This is a genomic window from Enterobacter sp. WI-ESBL-E8 (assembly GCF_053364895.1).
Genome location: NZ_JBRWXJ010000001.1, coordinates 4,819,384 through 4,836,256, shown reverse-complemented (window position 1 = coordinate 4,836,256; position 16,873 = coordinate 4,819,384). Strand labels below are relative to the sequence as shown.

At 54.9% G+C, this 16,873-nt stretch carries 14 protein-coding genes, 4 tRNA genes and 2 rRNA genes; 15 read left to right on the top strand and 5 right to left on the bottom strand.

Annotated features, from left to right (window positions below; genetic code table 11):
- The first annotated feature begins 15 nt into the window (after positions 1–15).
- The 6 genes from ACWHWP_RS23090 (at position 16) to ACWHWP_RS23065 (ending at position 3,745) form a co-directional block, all read left to right on the top strand.
- A tRNA-Ile gene (locus ACWHWP_RS23090) sits at positions 16–92 on the top strand.
- A gap of 43 nt (positions 93–135) precedes the next feature.
- Positions 136–211, top strand: a tRNA-Ala gene (locus ACWHWP_RS23085).
- A 181-nt stretch (positions 212–392) separates the two neighbouring features.
- A 23S ribosomal RNA gene (locus ACWHWP_RS23080) occupies positions 393–3,297 on the top strand.
- A 70-nt stretch (positions 3,298–3,367) separates the two neighbouring features.
- Positions 3,368–3,483, top strand: a 5S ribosomal RNA gene (gene rrf / locus ACWHWP_RS23075).
- A gap of 56 nt (positions 3,484–3,539) precedes the next feature.
- Positions 3,540–3,616, top strand: a tRNA-Asp gene (locus ACWHWP_RS23070).
- A gap of 53 nt (positions 3,617–3,669) precedes the next feature.
- A tRNA-Trp gene (locus ACWHWP_RS23065) sits at positions 3,670–3,745 on the top strand.
- A gap of 97 nt (positions 3,746–3,842) precedes the next feature.
- On the opposite strand, the gene hdfR is transcribed toward ACWHWP_RS23065, so the two are convergent.
- The gene (gene hdfR, locus ACWHWP_RS23060) at positions 3,843–4,664 is read right to left on the bottom strand and encodes an HTH-type transcriptional regulator HdfR (protein WP_059311508.1); all 822 of its coding nucleotides are present in this window, start codon (positions 4,662–4,664) and stop codon (positions 3,843–3,845) included.
- 118 nt (positions 4,665–4,782) lie between these two features.
- Here hdfR and ACWHWP_RS23055 point away from each other — a divergent pair, with 118 nt between their 5' ends.
- Positions 4,783–5,121, top strand: a complete 339-nt coding sequence (locus tag ACWHWP_RS23055) for a DUF413 domain-containing protein (protein WP_008501577.1) — start codon at positions 4,783–4,785, stop codon at positions 5,119–5,121.
- Positions 5,122–5,146: 25 nt separating this feature from the next.
- Here the strand turns inward: ACWHWP_RS23055 and ACWHWP_RS23050 are convergent, their stop codons facing one another.
- On the bottom strand, positions 5,147–6,667 hold the full coding sequence (locus tag ACWHWP_RS23050) for a YifB family Mg chelatase-like AAA ATPase (protein ID WP_063431719.1): 1,521 nt from the start codon (positions 6,665–6,667) through the stop codon (positions 5,147–5,149).
- Between the two features lie 339 nt (positions 6,668–7,006).
- Here ACWHWP_RS23050 and ilvL point away from each other — a divergent pair, with 339 nt between their 5' ends.
- From ilvL to ilvA, 7 genes are all read left to right on the top strand, one after another.
- Positions 7,007–7,105: an ilv operon leader peptide gene (gene ilvL / locus ACWHWP_RS23045; RefSeq protein WP_001311244.1), complete on the top strand. Its 99-nt coding sequence runs from the start codon at positions 7,007–7,009 to the stop codon at positions 7,103–7,105.
- A gap of 86 nt (positions 7,106–7,191) precedes the next feature.
- Entirely contained in the window at positions 7,192–7,242 is a 51-nt protein-coding gene (gene ilvX / locus ACWHWP_RS23040; protein WP_207389462.1) for a peptide IlvX, read from the top strand.
- 2 nt (positions 7,243–7,244) lie between these two features.
- Entirely contained in the window at positions 7,245–8,891 is a 1,647-nt protein-coding gene (ilvG, locus tag ACWHWP_RS23035) for an acetolactate synthase 2 catalytic subunit (RefSeq protein WP_059311510.1), read from the top strand.
- Positions 8,888–9,151 carry an acetolactate synthase 2 small subunit gene (ilvM, locus tag ACWHWP_RS23030; RefSeq protein ID WP_003860184.1) on the top strand — a complete coding sequence of 88 codons (264 nt, stop codon included), beginning with the start codon at positions 8,888–8,890 and terminating at the stop codon, positions 9,149–9,151. Before ilvG ends, ilvM begins: the two co-directional genes overlap by 4 nt.
- Positions 9,152–9,169: 18 nt before the next feature.
- Positions 9,170–10,099, top strand: coding sequence for a branched-chain-amino-acid transaminase (gene ilvE, locus ACWHWP_RS23025; RefSeq protein ID WP_059311512.1), 930 nt, complete (start codon positions 9,170–9,172; stop codon positions 10,097–10,099).
- 60 nt (positions 10,100–10,159) lie between these two features.
- Positions 10,160–12,010, top strand: coding sequence for a dihydroxy-acid dehydratase (gene ilvD / locus ACWHWP_RS23020; protein WP_047345484.1), 1,851 nt, complete (start codon positions 10,160–10,162; stop codon positions 12,008–12,010).
- A 2-nt stretch (positions 12,011–12,012) separates the two neighbouring features.
- Positions 12,013–13,557, top strand: coding sequence for a threonine ammonia-lyase, biosynthetic (gene ilvA, locus ACWHWP_RS23015; RefSeq protein ID WP_123138600.1), 1,545 nt, complete (start codon positions 12,013–12,015; stop codon positions 13,555–13,557).
- 18 nt (positions 13,558–13,575) lie between these two features.
- On the opposite strand, the gene ilvY is transcribed toward ilvA, so the two are convergent.
- Positions 13,576–14,466: an HTH-type transcriptional activator IlvY gene (gene ilvY, locus ACWHWP_RS23010; protein ID WP_063958136.1), complete on the bottom strand. Its 891-nt coding sequence runs from the start codon at positions 14,464–14,466 to the stop codon at positions 13,576–13,578.
- A 152-nt stretch (positions 14,467–14,618) separates the two neighbouring features.
- Between ilvY and ilvC the strand changes: the two genes are divergently transcribed.
- Positions 14,619–16,094 carry a ketol-acid reductoisomerase gene (ilvC, locus tag ACWHWP_RS23005; protein ID WP_447856521.1) on the top strand — a complete coding sequence of 492 codons (1,476 nt, stop codon included), beginning with the start codon at positions 14,619–14,621 and terminating at the stop codon, positions 16,092–16,094.
- An 86-nt stretch (positions 16,095–16,180) separates the two neighbouring features.
- On the opposite strand, the gene ppiC (ACWHWP_RS23000) is transcribed toward ilvC, so the two are convergent.
- Both ppiC (ACWHWP_RS23000) and ppiC (ACWHWP_RS22995) read right to left on the bottom strand, forming a co-directional pair.
- On the bottom strand, positions 16,181–16,462 hold the full coding sequence (gene ppiC, locus ACWHWP_RS23000) for a peptidylprolyl isomerase PpiC (RefSeq protein ID WP_023309650.1): 282 nt from the start codon (positions 16,460–16,462) through the stop codon (positions 16,181–16,183).
- Between the two features lie 50 nt (positions 16,463–16,512).
- Complete coding sequence (ppiC, locus tag ACWHWP_RS22995) at positions 16,513–16,794, bottom strand: peptidylprolyl isomerase PpiC (protein WP_059311514.1); 282 nt, start codon at positions 16,792–16,794, stop codon at positions 16,513–16,515.
- Positions 16,795–16,873: the final 79 nt, after the last annotated feature.

Genomic DNA, 16,873 nt, shown 5'->3' with positions numbered 1-16,873 from the left:
AGTAAAAATCTCTGCAGGCTTGTAGCTCAGGTGGTTAGAGCGCACCCCTGATAAGGGTGAGGTCGGTGGTTCAAGTCCACTCAGGCCTACCAAACTCCTTTTAAAGGATGAGCGGTACAGAGATTGCAAAACGATGGGGCTATAGCTCAGCTGGGAGAGCGCCTGCTTTGCACGCAGGAGGTCTGCGGTTCGATCCCGCATAGCTCCACCATCTTTTACTGCGAACACAAGAAAACTTCAGAGTGAACCTGAAAAGGTGCACTGCGAAGTTTTGCTCTTTAAAAATCTGGATCAAGCTGAAAATTGAAACGACACATCTTTAATGGTGTGTTCGAGTCTCTCAAATTTTCGCAAGTCGACGATGAATCGAAAGAAACATCTTCGGGTTGTGAGGTTAAGCGACTAAGCGTACACGGTGGATGCCCTGGCAGTCAGAGGCGATGAAGGACGTGCTAATCTGCGAAAAGCGCCGGCGAGGTGATATGAACCTTTGACCCGGCGATGTCCGAATGGGGAAACCCAGTGCAATTCGTTGCACTATCGTTAACTGAATACATAGGTTAACGAGGCGAACCGGGGGAACTGAAACATCTAAGTACCCCGAGGAAAAGAAATCAACCGAGATTCCCCCAGTAGCGGCGAGCGAACGGGGAGCAGCCCAGAGTCTGAATCAGCTTGTGTGTTAGTGGAACGGTCTGGAAAGTCCGGCGATACAGGGTGACAGCCCCGTACACGAAAGCACACAGGTTGTGAACTCGAAGAGTAGGGCGGGACACGTGGTATCCTGTCTGAATATGGGGGGACCATCCTCCAAGGCTAAATACTCCTGACTGACCGATAGTGAACCAGTACCGTGAGGGAAAGGCGAAAAGAACCCCGGCGAGGGGAGTGAAAAAGAACCTGAAACCGTGTACGTACAAGCAGTGGGAGCACCTTCGTGGTGTGACTGCGTACCTTTTGTATAATGGGTCAGCGACTTATATTCTGTAGCAAGGTTAACCGTATAGGGGAGCCGAAGGGAAACCGAGTCTTAACTGGGCGTTAAGTTGCAGGGTATAGACCCGAAACCCGGTGATCTAGCCATGGGCAGGTTGAAGGTTGGGTAACACTAACTGGAGGACCGAACCGACTAATGTTGAAAAATTAGCGGATGACTTGTGGCTGGGGGTGAAAGGCCAATCAAACCGGGAGATAGCTGGTTCTCCCCGAAAGCTATTTAGGTAGCGCCTCGTGAATTCATCTTCGGGGGTAGAGCACTGTTTCGGCTAGGGGGCCATCCCGGCTTACCAACCCGATGCAAACTACGAATACCGAAGAATGTTATCACGGGAGACACACGGCGGGTGCTAACGTCCGTCGTGAAGAGGGAAACAACCCAGACCGCCAGCTAAGGTCCCAAAGTCATGGTTAAGTGGGAAACGATGTGGGAAGGCACAGACAGCCAGGATGTTGGCTTAGAAGCAGCCATCATTTAAAGAAAGCGTAATAGCTCACTGGTCGAGTCGGCCTGCGCGGAAGATGTAACGGGGCTAAACCATGCACCGAAGCTGCGGCAGCGACACTATGTGTTGTTGGGTAGGGGAGCGTTCTGTAAGCCGTTGAAGGTGTGCTGTGAGGCATGCTGGAGGTATCAGAAGTGCGAATGCTGACATAAGTAACGATAAAGCGGGTGAAAAGCCCGCTCGCCGGAAGACCAAGGGTTCCTGTCCAACGTTAATCGGGGCAGGGTGAGTCGACCCCTAAGGCGAGGCCGAAAGGCGTAGTCGATGGGAAACAGGTTAATATTCCTGTACTTGGTGTTACTGCGAAGGGGGGACGGAGAAGGCTATGTTAGCCGGGCGACGGTTGTCCCGGTTTAAGCATGTAGGCGGGAGTTTTAGGTAAATCCGGAACTCTTTTAACGCTGAGGTGTGATGACGAGGCACTACGGTGCTGAAGTAACAAATGCCCTGCTTCCAGGAAAAGCCTCTAAGCATCAGGTAACATCAAATCGTACCCCAAACCGACACAGGTGGTCAGGTAGAGAATACCAAGGCGCTTGAGAGAACTCGGGTGAAGGAACTAGGCAAAATGGTGCCGTAACTTCGGGAGAAGGCACGCTGATATGTAGGTGAAGCCCCTGCGGGTGGAGCTGAAATCAGTCGAAGATACCAGCTGGCTGCAACTGTTTATTAAAAACACAGCACTGTGCAAACACGAAAGTGGACGTATACGGTGTGACGCCTGCCCGGTGCCGGAAGGTTAATTGATGGGGTTAGCGGTAACGCGAAGCTCTTGATCGAAGCCCCGGTAAACGGCGGCCGTAACTATAACGGTCCTAAGGTAGCGAAATTCCTTGTCGGGTAAGTTCCGACCTGCACGAATGGCGTAATGATGGCCAGGCTGTCTCCACCCGAGACTCAGTGAAATTGAACTCGCTGTGAAGATGCAGTGTACCCGCGGCAAGACGGAAAGACCCCGTGAACCTTTACTATAGCTTGACACTGAACACTGGTCCTTGATGTGTAGGATAGGTGGGAGGCTTTGAAGCGTGGACGCCAGTCTGCGTGGAGCCGACCTTGAAATACCACCCTTTAATGGCTGGTGTTCTAACGTAGACCCGTGATCCGGGTTGCGGACAGTGTCTGGTGGGTAGTTTGACTGGGGCGGTCTCCTCCCAAAGAGTAACGGAGGAGCACGAAGGTTAGCTAATCCTGGTCGGACATCAGGAGGTTAGTGCAATGGCATAAGCTAGCTTGACTGCGAGAGTGACGGCTCGAGCAGGTGCGAAAGCAGGTCATAGTGATCCGGTGGTTCTGAATGGAAGGGCCATCGCTCAACGGATAAAAGGTACTCCGGGGATAACAGGCTGATACCGCCCAAGAGTTCATATCGACGGCGGTGTTTGGCACCTCGATGTCGGCTCATCACATCCTGGGGCTGAAGTAGGTCCCAAGGGTATGGCTGTTCGCCATTTAAAGTGGTACGCGAGCTGGGTTTAGAACGTCGTGAGACAGTTCGGTCCCTATCTGCCGTGGGCGCTGGAGAATTGAGGGGGGCTGCTCCTAGTACGAGAGGACCGGAGTGGACGCATCACTGGTGTTCGGGTTGTCATGCCAATGGCACTGCCCGGTAGCTAAATGCGGAAAAGATAAGTGCTGAAAGCATCTAAGCACGAAACTTGCCCCGAGATGAGTTCTCCCTGACTCCTTGAGAGTCCTGAAGGAACGTTGAAGACTACGACGTTGATAGGTCGGGTGTGTAAGCGCAGCGATGCGTTGAGCTAACCGATACTAATGAACCGTGAGGCTTAACCTTACAACGCCGAAGGTGTTTTGGCGGATGAGACACGATATTTTCAGCTCTGATACAGATTTAACAGAATTTGCCTGGCGGCTTTAGCGCGGTGGTCCCACCTGACCCCATGCCGAACTCAGAAGTGAAACGCCGTAGCGCCGATGGTAGTGTGGGGTCTCCCCATGTGAGAGTAGGGAACTGCCAGGCATCAAATTAAGTAGTAAGCCGGTGCATAAATCCGGTGGTTACAAGCAGTCTTCGGTGGAGCGGTAGTTCAGTCGGTTAGAATACCTGCCTGTCACGCAGGGGGTCGCGGGTTCGAGTCCCGTCCGTTCCGCCACTTATTAAAACATTAAGCCTGCCTAATTGGCAGGCTTAATGGCAAAAAACTTTAGGGGCGTAGCTCAGTTGGTAGAGCACCGGTCTCCAAAACCGGGTGTCGCGAGTTCGAGTCTCTCCGCCCCTGCCATATATAATCCTTTGCTTCGGCAAAGGATTTTTTTTGCCTGAAATACTGTAACCCCCCTCTTCTAAATTTTCAGCCAGCATCTCTGCTGGCTGATGTATCAATCCATGACATTGATTTTTAACAGATCTTTTATCTGCGATTGTTTATCACTATTTTGCAGCCAAATCGCATACAGCGGCCTGGTAAGCGTGGTTGAATCCATCACGGTATGCAGCCCGGCTTTAGTATCGGCCCAGCGAACAGGTAACCAGGTACAACCCTTCAACAAGGACAGCTGCTGACAGGCGATCTCCGCAGAGCTGGTCGTTAACTGTGGGACATCATCAGGGGCAATCAATCCCGTCTCATGCTGCTGAAAATCGGGCCCCCATTCCAGGCGCAAATAGGTCAGGTCACTCTTCATCATTGAAGGTTCAGAAGCATAGAGAGCCAGGCCAAACTGGCCAATAATCTGGCTGCTGAATTCATCCATCTTTGGGGCCTCGGTCGTGATCAAAAGATCAAGCTGGCGCTCATGAAGTTGCTTAACCAGCGACTGCCGTTGCGCAATTCTGGCTTCAAATTGCAAATGACCATGAGAATGATACAGCCGCGTAAGCCACTGACTTAGCATACATTCCCACAGGGAAGCACTGGCCCCTATCGAAAACTCATTGTGCCTGGACGTATGTGCAACCTCTTTGCGTGCTGCCTGCCAGGTATTCATCAGCGTTTCTGCGTACGGGAGCAGTTTCTCACCGGCAGGCGTTAAGCGGATGTTGTTGCGATGGCGGGTAAAAAGATTCACACCCAGTTGATTTTCCAGCTGTCGAATACGAAAACTGACCGCTGACTGCGTCAGGTAAAGGGCTTCAGCTGCTCGCCCAAAGTGGCGTGTTCTGCTCACTTCAAGGAAAGTTTTTAGCAATTCCGTATCCACATCTTTCTCCGCAAAATTATTTGTCGTTATGATTTAAATGTTTTGTTTTACACTCTGTCAAGCGTAACTAATACTCCGCGCCATAAATAGCTCGGCCAAAGAATTAGGAGCGTGTAGGATGGCGGAAAGCTTTACGACGACTAATCGTTTTTTCGACAATAAACATTATCCGCGCGGGTTCTCTCGTCACGGCGATTTCACCATCAAAGAGGCGCAGCTGCTTGAGCGTCATGGTTATGCCTTTAACGAGCTGGATCTGGGTAAACGTGAGCCTGCAACTGAAGATGAAAAGCAGTTTGTCTCCGTGTGCCGTGGTGAGCGTGAGCCACAATCTGAAGCAGAACGTGTATGGATCAAGTACATGGCGCGCATTAAGCGTCCAAAGCGTTTCCATACGCTGTCTGGCGGTAAGCCGCAGATGGAAGGTGCAGAAGATTACACCGAGTCTGACGACTAATAAAAAAGGGGCTACGGCCCCTTTTTTACGCCAGTAACTTTTGCAGGTGCACAAGCAAACGATCGATAGCCCGATAGCTCAACGCTTCCTGCAGATGTTGTCTCTCAATTTCATGGCACTTTTGCACATCGGCGATAGTACGGGCCACTTTTAAGAGGCGCTGCCACGCGCGAATAGAGAGCCCAAAACGCGTCAACGTTTCTTCCAGCCACTTTGCGTCCTCACCCTTTAGCTGGCAAAACTGCCGGATCTCAGCATTATCCAGGCGGGCATTCAGTTTATTTTGCCGCATATACTGCCGGGCCTGAGCAGCGATAACCCTGTCGCGAACCTCTACTGTACTCTCCCCTCTGACACTGCTCTGGCTGAGCAGGCCGGGAGGAGGTAAAGGGATCTCCAGAGATAAATCGAAACGATCCAGGAAAGGGCCCGATAACTTCCCCAGATATCGCAGCGTCTGTTCTGGCGTACAGCGGTTGTGATTCCCCTGATAATGCCCCGATGGGCTGGGGTTCATTGCCGCAACCAGCTGAAACCGCGCGGGATAGCTTATTTTGGCTCTGGTACGTGAGATATGGATCTCACCGGATTCGATGGGCTCCCTTAGGGCATCCAGCACGCGCCGCTCAAACTCAGGAAGCTCATCAAGAAACAGAATACCGTTATGTGCCAGTGAGATCTCTCCCGGCCCCGGGATAGAGCCTCCCCCAACCATGGCCGTCAGTGAAGCGCTGTGATGCGGAGAGCGGAAAGGGCGACGACGCCACTGCTTTTGCAACGACACTGAACTCACCAGACTCAATATCGCAGCGCTTTCCAGTGCTTCATGGTTGTTGAGTGGAGGGAGTAACCCATTCAGCCTGCTCGCCAGCATTGTTTTTCCTGTACCCGGCGGACCAATAAGCAACAGGTTATGCCCGCCGGCGGCGGTGATCTCCAGCGCTCGCTTTCCCTGCTCCTGACCGATGATATCGCTGAGATCGTCGGGACTTTCAGGAATGATATCTTCCGCTTCCTCGGGCTCTGACAACGCATGTCGCCCTTCAAGGTGCGCACAAACCTCCTGCAAATGCCCGGCTATAAGGCATCCTTTCTCGGCTATCAGGCTCACTTCAGCACCATTTTCATTGGCAAGAATGATTTCTCTACCGGCATGAATGGCTTCCAGCGCACCTGAGATGGCGCCAGGAACGCCTCTCAATGCACCTGTAAGCGCCAGTTCACCGATGAACTCATACGAGCCTAGCCTGGACGTATTAAGCTGGTCAGAGGCCGCGAGAAGCGCAATAGCGATAGGTAAATCATATCGCCCTCCCTCTTTTGGCAGATCCGCAGGTGCGAGGTTGATAGTGATCTTCTTCGCCGGGAAGGTATAACCGCTATTGATAATAGCGCTGCGGACCCGGTCCCTGGCTTCTTTCACCGTTGTCTCCGGCAAGCCGACAAGCGTCAATCCAGGGAGTCCGTTACTCAGATGAACCTCTACGGAAATAAGCGGTGCTTTTACTCCAATAGCCGCGCGGGTATAAACAACTGACAGTGACATAAGCACCTCCTCGGGGCTTGACTATGCCAGTGTCGTTTTCGCATATTTAGTGCGATTTTTGTGATTTACTGCGGCTATTCCAGACTTTTAGCGGCAATATGTAATCATTTCCTCTTAATGGAAGCCTCATCGCAGAAAAAAATTGCTCGTTTTGATGCCTCCTGTACGCCAAAAAAAATGAAAAATATTCACCATCTATTTTTTTCATATAAGACAATGATTTTTAAAGATATGCTTCGCAAGCTAACCAAAGTGGTCATAAATAAATCTTGTGTTTGATTTAAAAACTGTGATAACTCTTTAGGTATTCCTTCGAACAAGATGCAAATAGAACTGAAAATGACAGCCCTTCTACGAGTGATTAGCCTGGTCGTGATTAGCGTGGTGGTGATTATTATCCCACCGTGCGGGGCTGCACTTGGACGAGGAAAGGCTTAGAAATCAAGCCTTAACGAACTAAGACCCCCGCACCGAAAGGTCCGGGGGTTTTTTTATGATTAAAAAACGCAAATGAGGAGCAGAGAATGAAGACTAGCACAAAATTCTGTTTCTCCCGATTTATGACGGGGAACTAACTATGAATGGGGCACAGTGGGTAGTACATGCGTTGCGCGCGCAGGGAGTCGAAACAGTATTCGGTTATCCAGGTGGCGCAATTATGCCGATTTACGATGCACTGTATGACGGCGGCGTGGAGCACCTGTTGTGCCGACACGAGCAGGGCGCAGCGATGGCGGCGATCGGTTATGCGCGCGCCACCGGTAAAACCGGCGTTTGCATGGCCACCTCCGGCCCCGGGGCAACTAACCTGATCACCGGCCTGGCTGATGCGTTGCTGGATTCCGTTCCCGTTGTTGCCATCACCGGTCAGGTTGCGTCTTCGTTCATCGGTACCGATGCTTTCCAGGAAGTCGACGTACTCGGCTTATCGCTGGCCTGCACCAAACACAGCTTCCTCGTCCAGTCTCTGGAAGAATTGCCGCGCGTAATGGCTGAAGCATTTGAGGTTGCGAGCTCTGGCCGCCCCGGCCCGGTTCTGGTTGATATCCCGAAAGATATCCAGGTAGCTCTCGGCGATCTGGAACCGCACTTCTCCACCGTTGAAAGCGATGATGCGTTTCCGCATGCGGAAGTTGAAGAGGCGCGTCAGATGATATCGCAGGCGAAACAGCCAATGCTGTACGTCGGCGGTGGCGTAGGCATGGCGCAGGCCGTTCCCGCCCTGCGTGAATTTATCGCGGTGACGCAAATGCCTGCCACCTGCACGTTGAAAGGTCTGGGTGCCGTAGACGCGAACTACCCATACTATCTGGGCATGCTGGGGATGCACGGCACTAAAGCGGCAAACCTGGCGGTGCAGGAGTGCGATCTGCTCATCGCCGTAGGCGCCCGTTTTGACGATCGCGTTACCGGCAAGCTGAATACCTTCGCGCCGAATGCCAAAGTGATCCATATGGATATCGACCCGGCGGAAATGAACAAATTGCGTCAGGTGCATGTCGCCTTGCAGGGCGATCTGAATGCGCTGTTACCGGCATTGCAGCAGCCCCTGGATATCAACGCGTGGCGTCAGCACGCCGCAGACATGCGCGCTGAACACGCATGGCGTTACGACCATCCTGGCGATGCCATCTACGCACCGCTGCTGTTGAAGCAGTTGTCCGACCGTAAACCGGCAGACAGCGTGGTGACGACGGATGTGGGGCAACACCAGATGTGGTCAGCGCAGCACATGACCTACACCCGCCCGGAAAATTTCATCACCTCCAGCGGATTAGGCACGATGGGCTTCGGCTTACCTGCTGCCGTTGGCGCGCAGGTTGCCCGCCCGAACGATACGGTTATCTGTATCTCCGGTGACGGCTCCTTCATGATGAACGTGCAGGAGCTGGGCACCGTGAAGCGCAAGCAGTTACCGCTGAAAATCGTGTTGCTCGATAACCAGCGTTTAGGGATGGTTCGCCAGTGGCAGCAGCTGTTTTTCCAGGAGCGTTACAGCGAAACCACCCTCACCGATAACCCCGATTTCCTCATGTTGGCCAATGCGTTTGGTATCCCCGGCCAGCACATCACCCGTAAAGACCAGGTTGAAGCGGCACTCGACACCATGCTGTCAAGCGAAGGGCCTTACCTGCTTCATGTCTCAATCGACGAGCTTGAGAATGTCTGGCCGTTGGTACCGCCAGGTGCCAGTAACTCACAAATGCTGGAGAAATTATCATGATGCAACATCAGGTTGCCGTGCAGGCTCGCTTCAACCCGGAAACATTAGAACGCGTTTTGCGCGTGGTCCGTCATCGTGGCTTTCAGATTTGCTCTATGAATATGGAGACGGCCACCGATGCGCAAAACATCAGTATCGAATTAACCGTTGCCAGCCCGCGCCCGGTCGACTTACTGTTTAGTCAGTTATCAAAGCTGGTAGACGTTGCCCATGTTGCCATCTGCCAGAGCACAACCACATCACAACAAATCCGCGCTTAAGCGTGACAGGAAGAGAAAATGACGACAAAAAAAGCTGATTACATTTGGTTCAACGGTGAGATGGTTCGCTGGGAGGACGCGAAGGTCCACGTGATGTCCCACGCGCTCCACTACGGTACTTCAGTCTTTGAAGGGATCCGTTGCTACGATTCTCACAAAGGGCCAGTGGTGTTCCGTCATCGTGAACACATGCAGCGTCTGCATGACTCAGCCAAAATTTATCGTTTCCCGGTTTCTCAGAGCGTTGAAGAGCTGATGGAAGCCTGCCGCGAGGTGATTCGCAAGAACAACCTGACCAGCGCCTATATTCGTCCGCTGGTCTTCGTGGGTGACGTCGGTATGGGCGTTAACCCGCCAGCCGGTTACAACACCGATGTGATCATTGCCGCGTTCCCGTGGGGTGCCTACCTGGGTGCAGAAGCTCTGGAGCAGGGGATCGACGCAATGGTCTCTTCCTGGAACCGCGTTGCGCCAAATACTATTCCAACCGCCGCTAAAGCGGGCGGTAACTACCTCTCTTCCCTGCTGGTCGGTAGCGAAGCGCGCCGTCACGGCTACCAGGAAGGTATCGCGCTCGATGTGAATGGCTACATCTCCGAAGGTGCAGGTGAAAACCTGTTTGAAGTGAAAGACGGCATTCTGTTCACGCCGCCATTCACCTCGTCCGCGCTGCCGGGCATCACCCGTGACGCCATCATCAAGCTGGCGAAAGATCTGGGTATTGAAGTGCGCGAGCAGGTGCTGTCCCGCGAATCCCTGTATCTGGCCGATGAAGTGTTCATGTCCGGTACCGCAGCTGAAATCACGCCGGTGCGCAGCGTAGACGGCATTCAGGTGGGTGAAGGCCGCTGTGGCCCGGTTACCAAACGCATTCAGCAAGCCTTCTTCGGCCTCTTTACGGGCGAAACAGAAGACAAATACGGCTGGTTGGATCAGGTTAATCACTAAATATAAATTTGGGACGGCACGCACCGTCCCATTGAATAGTCAGACGGGAGTAAATAAAGCATGCCTAAGTATCGTTCAGCCACCACCACCCACGGCCGTAATATGGCGGGTGCCCGCGCACTGTGGCGCGCCACCGGAATGACCGACGCCGATTTCGGCAAGCCGATTATCGCCGTGGTGAACTCCTTCACCCAGTTTGTACCGGGCCACGTGCACCTGCGCGATCTCGGTAAGCTGGTTGCCGAGCAAATCGAAGCCTCCGGCGGCGTGGCGAAAGAGTTCAACACCATTGCGGTGGATGACGGTATCGCGATGGGTCACGGGGGCATGCTCTATTCACTGCCGTCGCGCGAGCTGATCGCCGACTCGGTTGAGTACATGGTTAACGCCCACTGCGCTGATGCGATGGTCTGTATCTCCAACTGCGATAAAATCACCCCGGGGATGCTGATGGCCTCCCTGCGCCTGAACATTCCGGTGATCTTCGTTTCCGGTGGTCCGATGGAAGCAGGTAAAACCAAGCTTTCCGACAAAATCATCAAGCTCGACCTGGTCGATGCGATGATCCAGGGCGCGGACCCGAAAGTCTCTGACGAGCAGAGCGACCAGGTTGAGCGCTCCGCGTGTCCGACCTGCGGCTCCTGTTCCGGGATGTTCACCGCCAACTCCATGAACTGCCTGACTGAAGCGCTGGGCCTGTCCCAGCCTGGCAACGGCTCGCTGCTGGCGACCCACGCAGACCGTAAGCAGCTGTTCCTCAACGCCGGTAAACGCATCGTTGAGCTGACTAAACGCTACTACGAGCAGGACGACGCCAGCGCGCTGCCGCGCAATATCGCCAGCAAAGCGGCGTTTGAAAATGCGATGACGCTGGATATCGCCATGGGCGGCTCCACCAACACCGTTCTGCACCTGCTGGCCGCCGCGCAGGAAGCCGAAATCGACTTCACCATGAGCGACATCGACAAGCTGTCCCGTAAAGTGCCGCAGCTGTGTAAAGTCGCGCCGAGTACCCAGAAATATCATATGGAAGACGTGCACCGCGCGGGCGGCGTGCTGGGTATTCTTGGCGAGCTGGATCGCGCCGGGCTGCTGAACCGTGACGTGAAAAACGTGCTCGGCCTGACGCTGCCGGAGTCGCTGGACCAATACGACGTGATGCTGACCAAAGACGACGCGGTGAAAAAGATGTTCCGCGCGGGCCCGGCGGGCATTCGCACCACTCAGGCGTTCTCCCAGGACTGTCGCTGGGACACCCTGGACGACGACCGCGCCGAAGGCTGCATCCGCTCTCTTGAACACGCCTACAGCAAAGACGGCGGTCTGGCCGTTCTGTACGGTAACTTTGCCGAAAACGGCTGTATCGTGAAAACCGCAGGCGTGGATGACAGCATCCTGAAATTCACCGGCCCGGCAAAAGTGTACGAAAGCCAGGACGACGCGGTGGATGCTATCCTCGGTGGCAAAGTGGTAGAAGGCGACGTGGTTGTCATCCGCTACGAAGGGCCAAAGGGCGGCCCCGGCATGCAGGAGATGCTCTACCCAACCACCTTCCTGAAATCGATGGGCCTCGGTAAAGCCTGCGCGCTGATCACCGACGGTCGTTTCTCCGGTGGGACCTCCGGTCTCTCCATCGGCCACGTCTCGCCAGAAGCGGCAAGCGGCGGCAACATCGCCATCATCGAAGATGGCGACCTGATCGAAATCGACATTCCGAATCGGGGTATTCAGCTGAAGCTGAGCGACCAGGAAATTGCGGCCCGTCGTGAAGCGCAGGAAGCGCGCGGCGACAAAGCCTGGACGCCGAAAGATCGCCAGCGCGAAGTCTCCTTCGCCCTGCGTGCTTACGCGAGCCTTGCCACCAGTGCAGATAAAGGCGCGGTGCGCGATAAATCTAAACTTGGGGGCTAATGATGGCCGAGTCGCAACCCTTATCCGCCGCCCCTGAGGGGGCGGAATATCTCCGGGCGGTGCTGCGCGCGCCGGTCTATGAAGCCGTGCAGGTCACGCCCCTGCAGAAAATGGAAAAACTCTCTTCGCGCCTCGATAATGTGATTCTGGTGAAGCGCGAAGACCGCCAGCCGGTGCACAGCTTCAAGCTGCGCGGAGCCTACGCGATGATGGCCGGGCTGACCGACGAGCAAAAAGCGCGCGGCGTGATTACCGCCTCGGCGGGCAACCACGCCCAGGGCGTTGCGTTCTCGTCTGCCCGTCTGGGGCTGAAGGCGCTGATCGTGATGCCGGTCGCCACGGCGGATATCAAGGTCGATGCGGTGCGCGGTTTTGGCGGTGAAGTGCTGCTTCACGGCGCCAATTTTGACGAAGCGAAAGCCAAAGCGATCGAGCTGGCGCAGCAGCAGGGTTTTACCTGGGTGCCGCCGTTCGATCATCCGATGGTGATTGCCGGTCAGGGTACGCTGGCGCTTGAGCTGCTGCAGCAGGACGCTCATCTCGACCGCGTATTCGTTCCGGTTGGCGGTGGCGGCCTTGCGGCAGGTGTCGCGGTGCTGATCAAGCAGCTGATGCCGCAGATCAAAGTCATTGCCGTGGAAGCGGAAGACTCTGCCTGCCTGAAGGCGGCGCTGGATGCGGGTCATCCGGTAGACCTGCCGCGCGTCGGGCTGTTTGCTGAAGGCGTGGCGGTAAAACGCATCGGCGATGAAACCTTCCGCCTCTGCCAGGAGTATCTTGACGATATTGTCACCGTAGACAGCGACGCTATCTGCGCGGCGATGAAGGATCTGTTCGAGGATGTGCGTGCGGTGGCGGAACCGTCCGGCGCGCTGGCGCTGGCGGGGATGAAAAAATACATCGCCCAGCACAACATTCGCGGCGAGCGTCTGGCGCACGTGCTTTCAGGGGCTAACGTCAACTTCCACGGCCTGCGCTACGTTTCCGAGCGGTGCGAGCTGGGGGAACAGCGTGAAGCGCTGCTGGCGGTGACCATTCCGGAAGAGAAGGGCAGCTTCCTCAAGTTCTGCCAGCTGCTGGGCGGCCGTTCTGTCACGGAATTCAACTACCGTTTCGCCGATGCGAAAGACGCCTGCATTTTTGTCGGCGTGCGTTTAAGCCGTGGCCTGGAGGAGCGTAAAGAGATCCTTAGCCTGCTGCACAACGGTGGCTATAGCGTGGTGGATCTTTCCGACGATGAGATGGCGAAGCTGCACGTGCGCTACATGGTAGGCGGCCGCCCCTCGAAGCCGCTCCAGGAACGCCTGTTCAGCTTTGAGTTCCCGGAATCACCGGGTGCGTTGCTCAAGTTCCTGCATACGCTGGGCACCCACTGGAACATTTCCCTGTTCCACTACCGCAGCCACGGCACTGATTACGGCCGCGTGCTGGCGGCGTTCGAATTGGGCGAGCACGAGCCTGATTTTGAAACGCGGTTGAACGAACTGGGCTATGAGTGTCACGATGAAACCCATAACCCGGCGTTCCGTTTCTTCCTGGCAGGCTAAGCGTAGCGCCACTCGGCTTTAATGGTTCGGCAATATCTTCCAGAACGCATCAATAAGCGGCTCATGCAGCCGCTTTTTTTGTGCGCATACGCCAAGTTCGAACGGCGTCTTCTCGTCGCTGCGATCGAGAATCATCACGCGATTGCGCACCGGCTCCGGGCTGTTTTCCAGCACCACTTCCGGCAGCAGCGCCACGCCGCAGCCGAGCGCCACCATCGACACCATCGCCTCATGGCCGCTGACCGTGGCGTAAATCGACGGGTTGCTGATTTTCTGCCGACGGAACCACAGCTCGATGCGTCGACGTACCGGTCCCTGATCGGCCATGATAAACGGCACCGCCGACCAGTCCGGCTTTTCCACCGATACCTGATTACGCACCGGGCAGGGCAGGGCCGGCGCGATCAGCACCACCGCCAGATTCTCCAGCATGGAGAACGCCACTGCGCCCGGCAGAGTTTCGGGTTTCCCGGCAATGGCGAGATCCGCCTCGCCCGTGACCACTTTTTCCATTGCGTCGGCGGCATCGCCGGTGGTGAGTTTAATTTCAACCGACGGGTGTGCCGCGCGGAAGCGGTCAAGAATGGGCGGCAGATGGCTATAGGCGGCGGTCACGGAGCAGAAAATATGCAGTTCACCGGAGAGTGATGGCCCCTGCTGATCGATAGAGTGCCGCAGCTGCTGATACTGCAGCAACGTCTGCTGGGCAAAAATGCGCAGTTCTTCCCCCGCTTCCGTGAGCGTAACGGTGCGGTTATCACGCACGAACAGCGGCTGGCCGAGGTCTTCCTCAAGGCGCTGGATCTGGCGTGAAAGCGTGGAAGGACTCACGTGCATCGCCCGGGCGCTGCGGCCAAAATGGCGGCTTTCCGCCAGGTGCAGGAACATTTTCAGATCGCGTAAATCCACCGACTCCACTCCCTCTTTTTACATTGCAAAAATTGCAATATGACGTTGTGAATATATCAATTTCCGCAATAAATTTCCTGTTGTAATGTGGGTACATTCTCGCTGAAACGCGAACCGAACAATAAGACACACAACATCACGAGGTATCACCCATGGCTAACTACTTTAATACACTGAACTTGCGCCAGCAGCTGGCGCAGCTGGGCAAATGCCGCTTCATGGCGCGCGACGAATTTGCCGATGGCGCGAGCTACCTTCAGGGTAAAAAAGTGGTCATCGTCGGCTGTGGCGCACAGGGTCTGAACCAGGGCCTGAACATTCGTGACTCCGGTCTGGATATCTCCTACGCTCTGCGCAAAGAAGCGATTGCTGAGAAGCGTGCCTCCTGGCGTAAAGCGACCGAAAACGGCTTCAAAGTGGGCACCTACGAAGAGCTGATCCCGCAGGCGGATCTGGTGGTTAACCTGACGCCAGACAAACAGCACTCTGACGTTGTGCGTTCCGTACAGCCGTTGATGAAAGACGGCGCGGCGCTGGGTTACTCCCACGGCTTCAACATCGTTGAAGTGGGCGAGCAGATCCGTAAAGACATCACCGTAGTGATGGTGGCACCGAAATGTCCGGGTACGGAAGTGCGTGAAGAGTACAAGCGTGGCTTCGGCGTTCCGACCCTGATCGCCGTTCACCCGGAAAATGATCCGAAAGGCGAAGGTATGGCCATTGCCAAAGCATGGGCAGCGGCGACCGGCGGCCACCGTGCGGGTGTACTGGAATCTTCCTTCGTTGCCGAAGTGAAATCTGACCTGATGGGCGAGCAAACCATTCTGTGCGGCATGCTGCAGGCGGGCTCTCTGCTGTGCTTCGACAAGCTGGTGGCAGAAGGTACCGACCCGGCCTATGCGGAAAAACTGATTCAGTTCGGCTGGGAAACCATCACCGAAGCGCTGAAGCAGGGCGGCATCACCCTGATGATGGACCGTCTGTCCAACCCGGCGAAACTGCGTGCTTACGCGCTGTCCGAACAGCTGAAAACCATCATGGCGCCGCTGTTCCAGAAACACATGGACGACATTATCTCCGGCGAGTTCTCTTCCGGCATGATGGCTGACTGGGCTAACGACGATAAGAAACTGCTGACCTGGCGTGAAGAGACCGGTAAAACCGCGTTCGAAACCGCACCGCAGTACGAAGGTAAAATCGGCGAGCAGGAGTACTTCGATAAAGGCGTACTGATGATCGCGATGGTGAAAGCAGGCGTTGAGCTGGCGTTCGAAACCATGGTGGATTCCGGCATCATCGAAGAATCTGCGTACTATGAATCGCTGCACGAGCTGCCGCTGATCGCGAACACCATCGCCCGTAAGCGTCTGTATGAAATGAACGTGGTTATCTCTGATACCGCAGAATACGGTAACTACCTGTTCTCTTACGCCTGCGTACCGCTGCTGAAAGAGTTTATGACCACCCTGCAGACCGGCGATCTGGGCAAGGCAATTGCGGAAGGTGCCGTGGATAACGCGCAGCTGCGCGATGTGAACGAAGCAATTCGCGGCCACCAGATCGAGAAAGTGGGTCACAAACTGCGCGGTTACATGACCGATATGAAGCGTATTGCAGTAGCGGGTTAACAACCTTGTCGGGTGGCGCTTCGCTTACCCGACCTACAAAACCGTAAGATGTAGGCCGGGTAAGGCGCAGCCGCCACCCGGCTTTTTTATTTGCGATACAGCACTTTGATAATATGGTATCCGAACTGGGTATGCAGCGGGCCGGTTGGCTCCAGTACCGGGCAGGAGAACACCACTTTATCGAACGCCGGAACCATCTGGCCCTGGCGGAATTCACCCAGGTCACCGCCGCGTTTGCCTGACGGGCAGATGGAGTGCTTCTTCGCCAGCTTACCGAAGTCGGCACCGTTTTTAATCTGCTCCAGAAGATCTAAAGCCAGTTTCTCTTCTTTAACGAGGATATGCACTGCTGCTGCTGTTTTTGCCATGATCGTACCTTGAATAGGTTGAAATAAATTGGGGCGCAATATATCACGCGTCAGCGGCGATAAAGCACCTTAATGATATGGTAGCCAAATTTGGTTTTTACCGGGCCGTAGGGCTTCAGCAGAGGGCAGCTAAAGACCGCCTGATCGAACGGGCCGACCATCGCACCTTGTTGAAATTCTCCGAGATCCCCTCCATTGCGCCCGGACGGGCATTTAGAATAACGCTTTGCCAGATGATCAAAGCTGATGCCGCGTTCGAGCTTGGTCAGGATCTCCTGAGCCAGTTTCTCTTCTTTTACCAGAATATGCAGGGCTGCTGCGGTCTTTTTCATGGTTCTGCTCTACGGGTTAATCGCGATTTCTCCACTTTATCATTAGCCGGTAAATCTGCGTCCGGCTTTCTGCTACAAT

Coding starts and splice junctions, on each gene's coding strand:
- ACWHWP_RS23055 (WP_008501577.1), top strand. CDS start 4,783: ATGGCGGAAAGCTTTACGACGACTAATCGTTTTTTCGACAATAAACAT.
- ACWHWP_RS23050 (WP_063431719.1), bottom strand. CDS start 6,667: ATGTCACTGTCAGTTGTTTATACCCGCGCGGCTATTGGAGTAAAAGCA.
- ilvL (WP_001311244.1), top strand. CDS start 7,007: ATGACAGCCCTTCTACGAGTGATTAGCCTGGTCGTGATTAGCGTGGTG.
- ilvG (WP_059311510.1), top strand. CDS start 7,245: ATGAATGGGGCACAGTGGGTAGTACATGCGTTGCGCGCGCAGGGAGTC.
- ilvM (WP_003860184.1), top strand. CDS start 8,888: ATGATGCAACATCAGGTTGCCGTGCAGGCTCGCTTCAACCCGGAAACA.
- ilvE (WP_059311512.1), top strand. CDS start 9,170: ATGACGACAAAAAAAGCTGATTACATTTGGTTCAACGGTGAGATGGTT.
- ilvD (WP_047345484.1), top strand. CDS start 10,160: ATGCCTAAGTATCGTTCAGCCACCACCACCCACGGCCGTAATATGGCG.
- ilvA (WP_123138600.1), top strand. CDS start 12,013: ATGGCCGAGTCGCAACCCTTATCCGCCGCCCCTGAGGGGGCGGAATAT.
- ilvC (WP_447856521.1), top strand. CDS start 14,619: ATGGCTAACTACTTTAATACACTGAACTTGCGCCAGCAGCTGGCGCAG.
- ppiC (WP_023309650.1), bottom strand. CDS start 16,462: ATGGCAAAAACAGCAGCAGCAGTGCATATCCTCGTTAAAGAAGAGAAA.
- ppiC (WP_059311514.1), bottom strand. CDS start 16,794: ATGAAAAAGACCGCAGCAGCCCTGCATATTCTGGTAAAAGAAGAGAAA.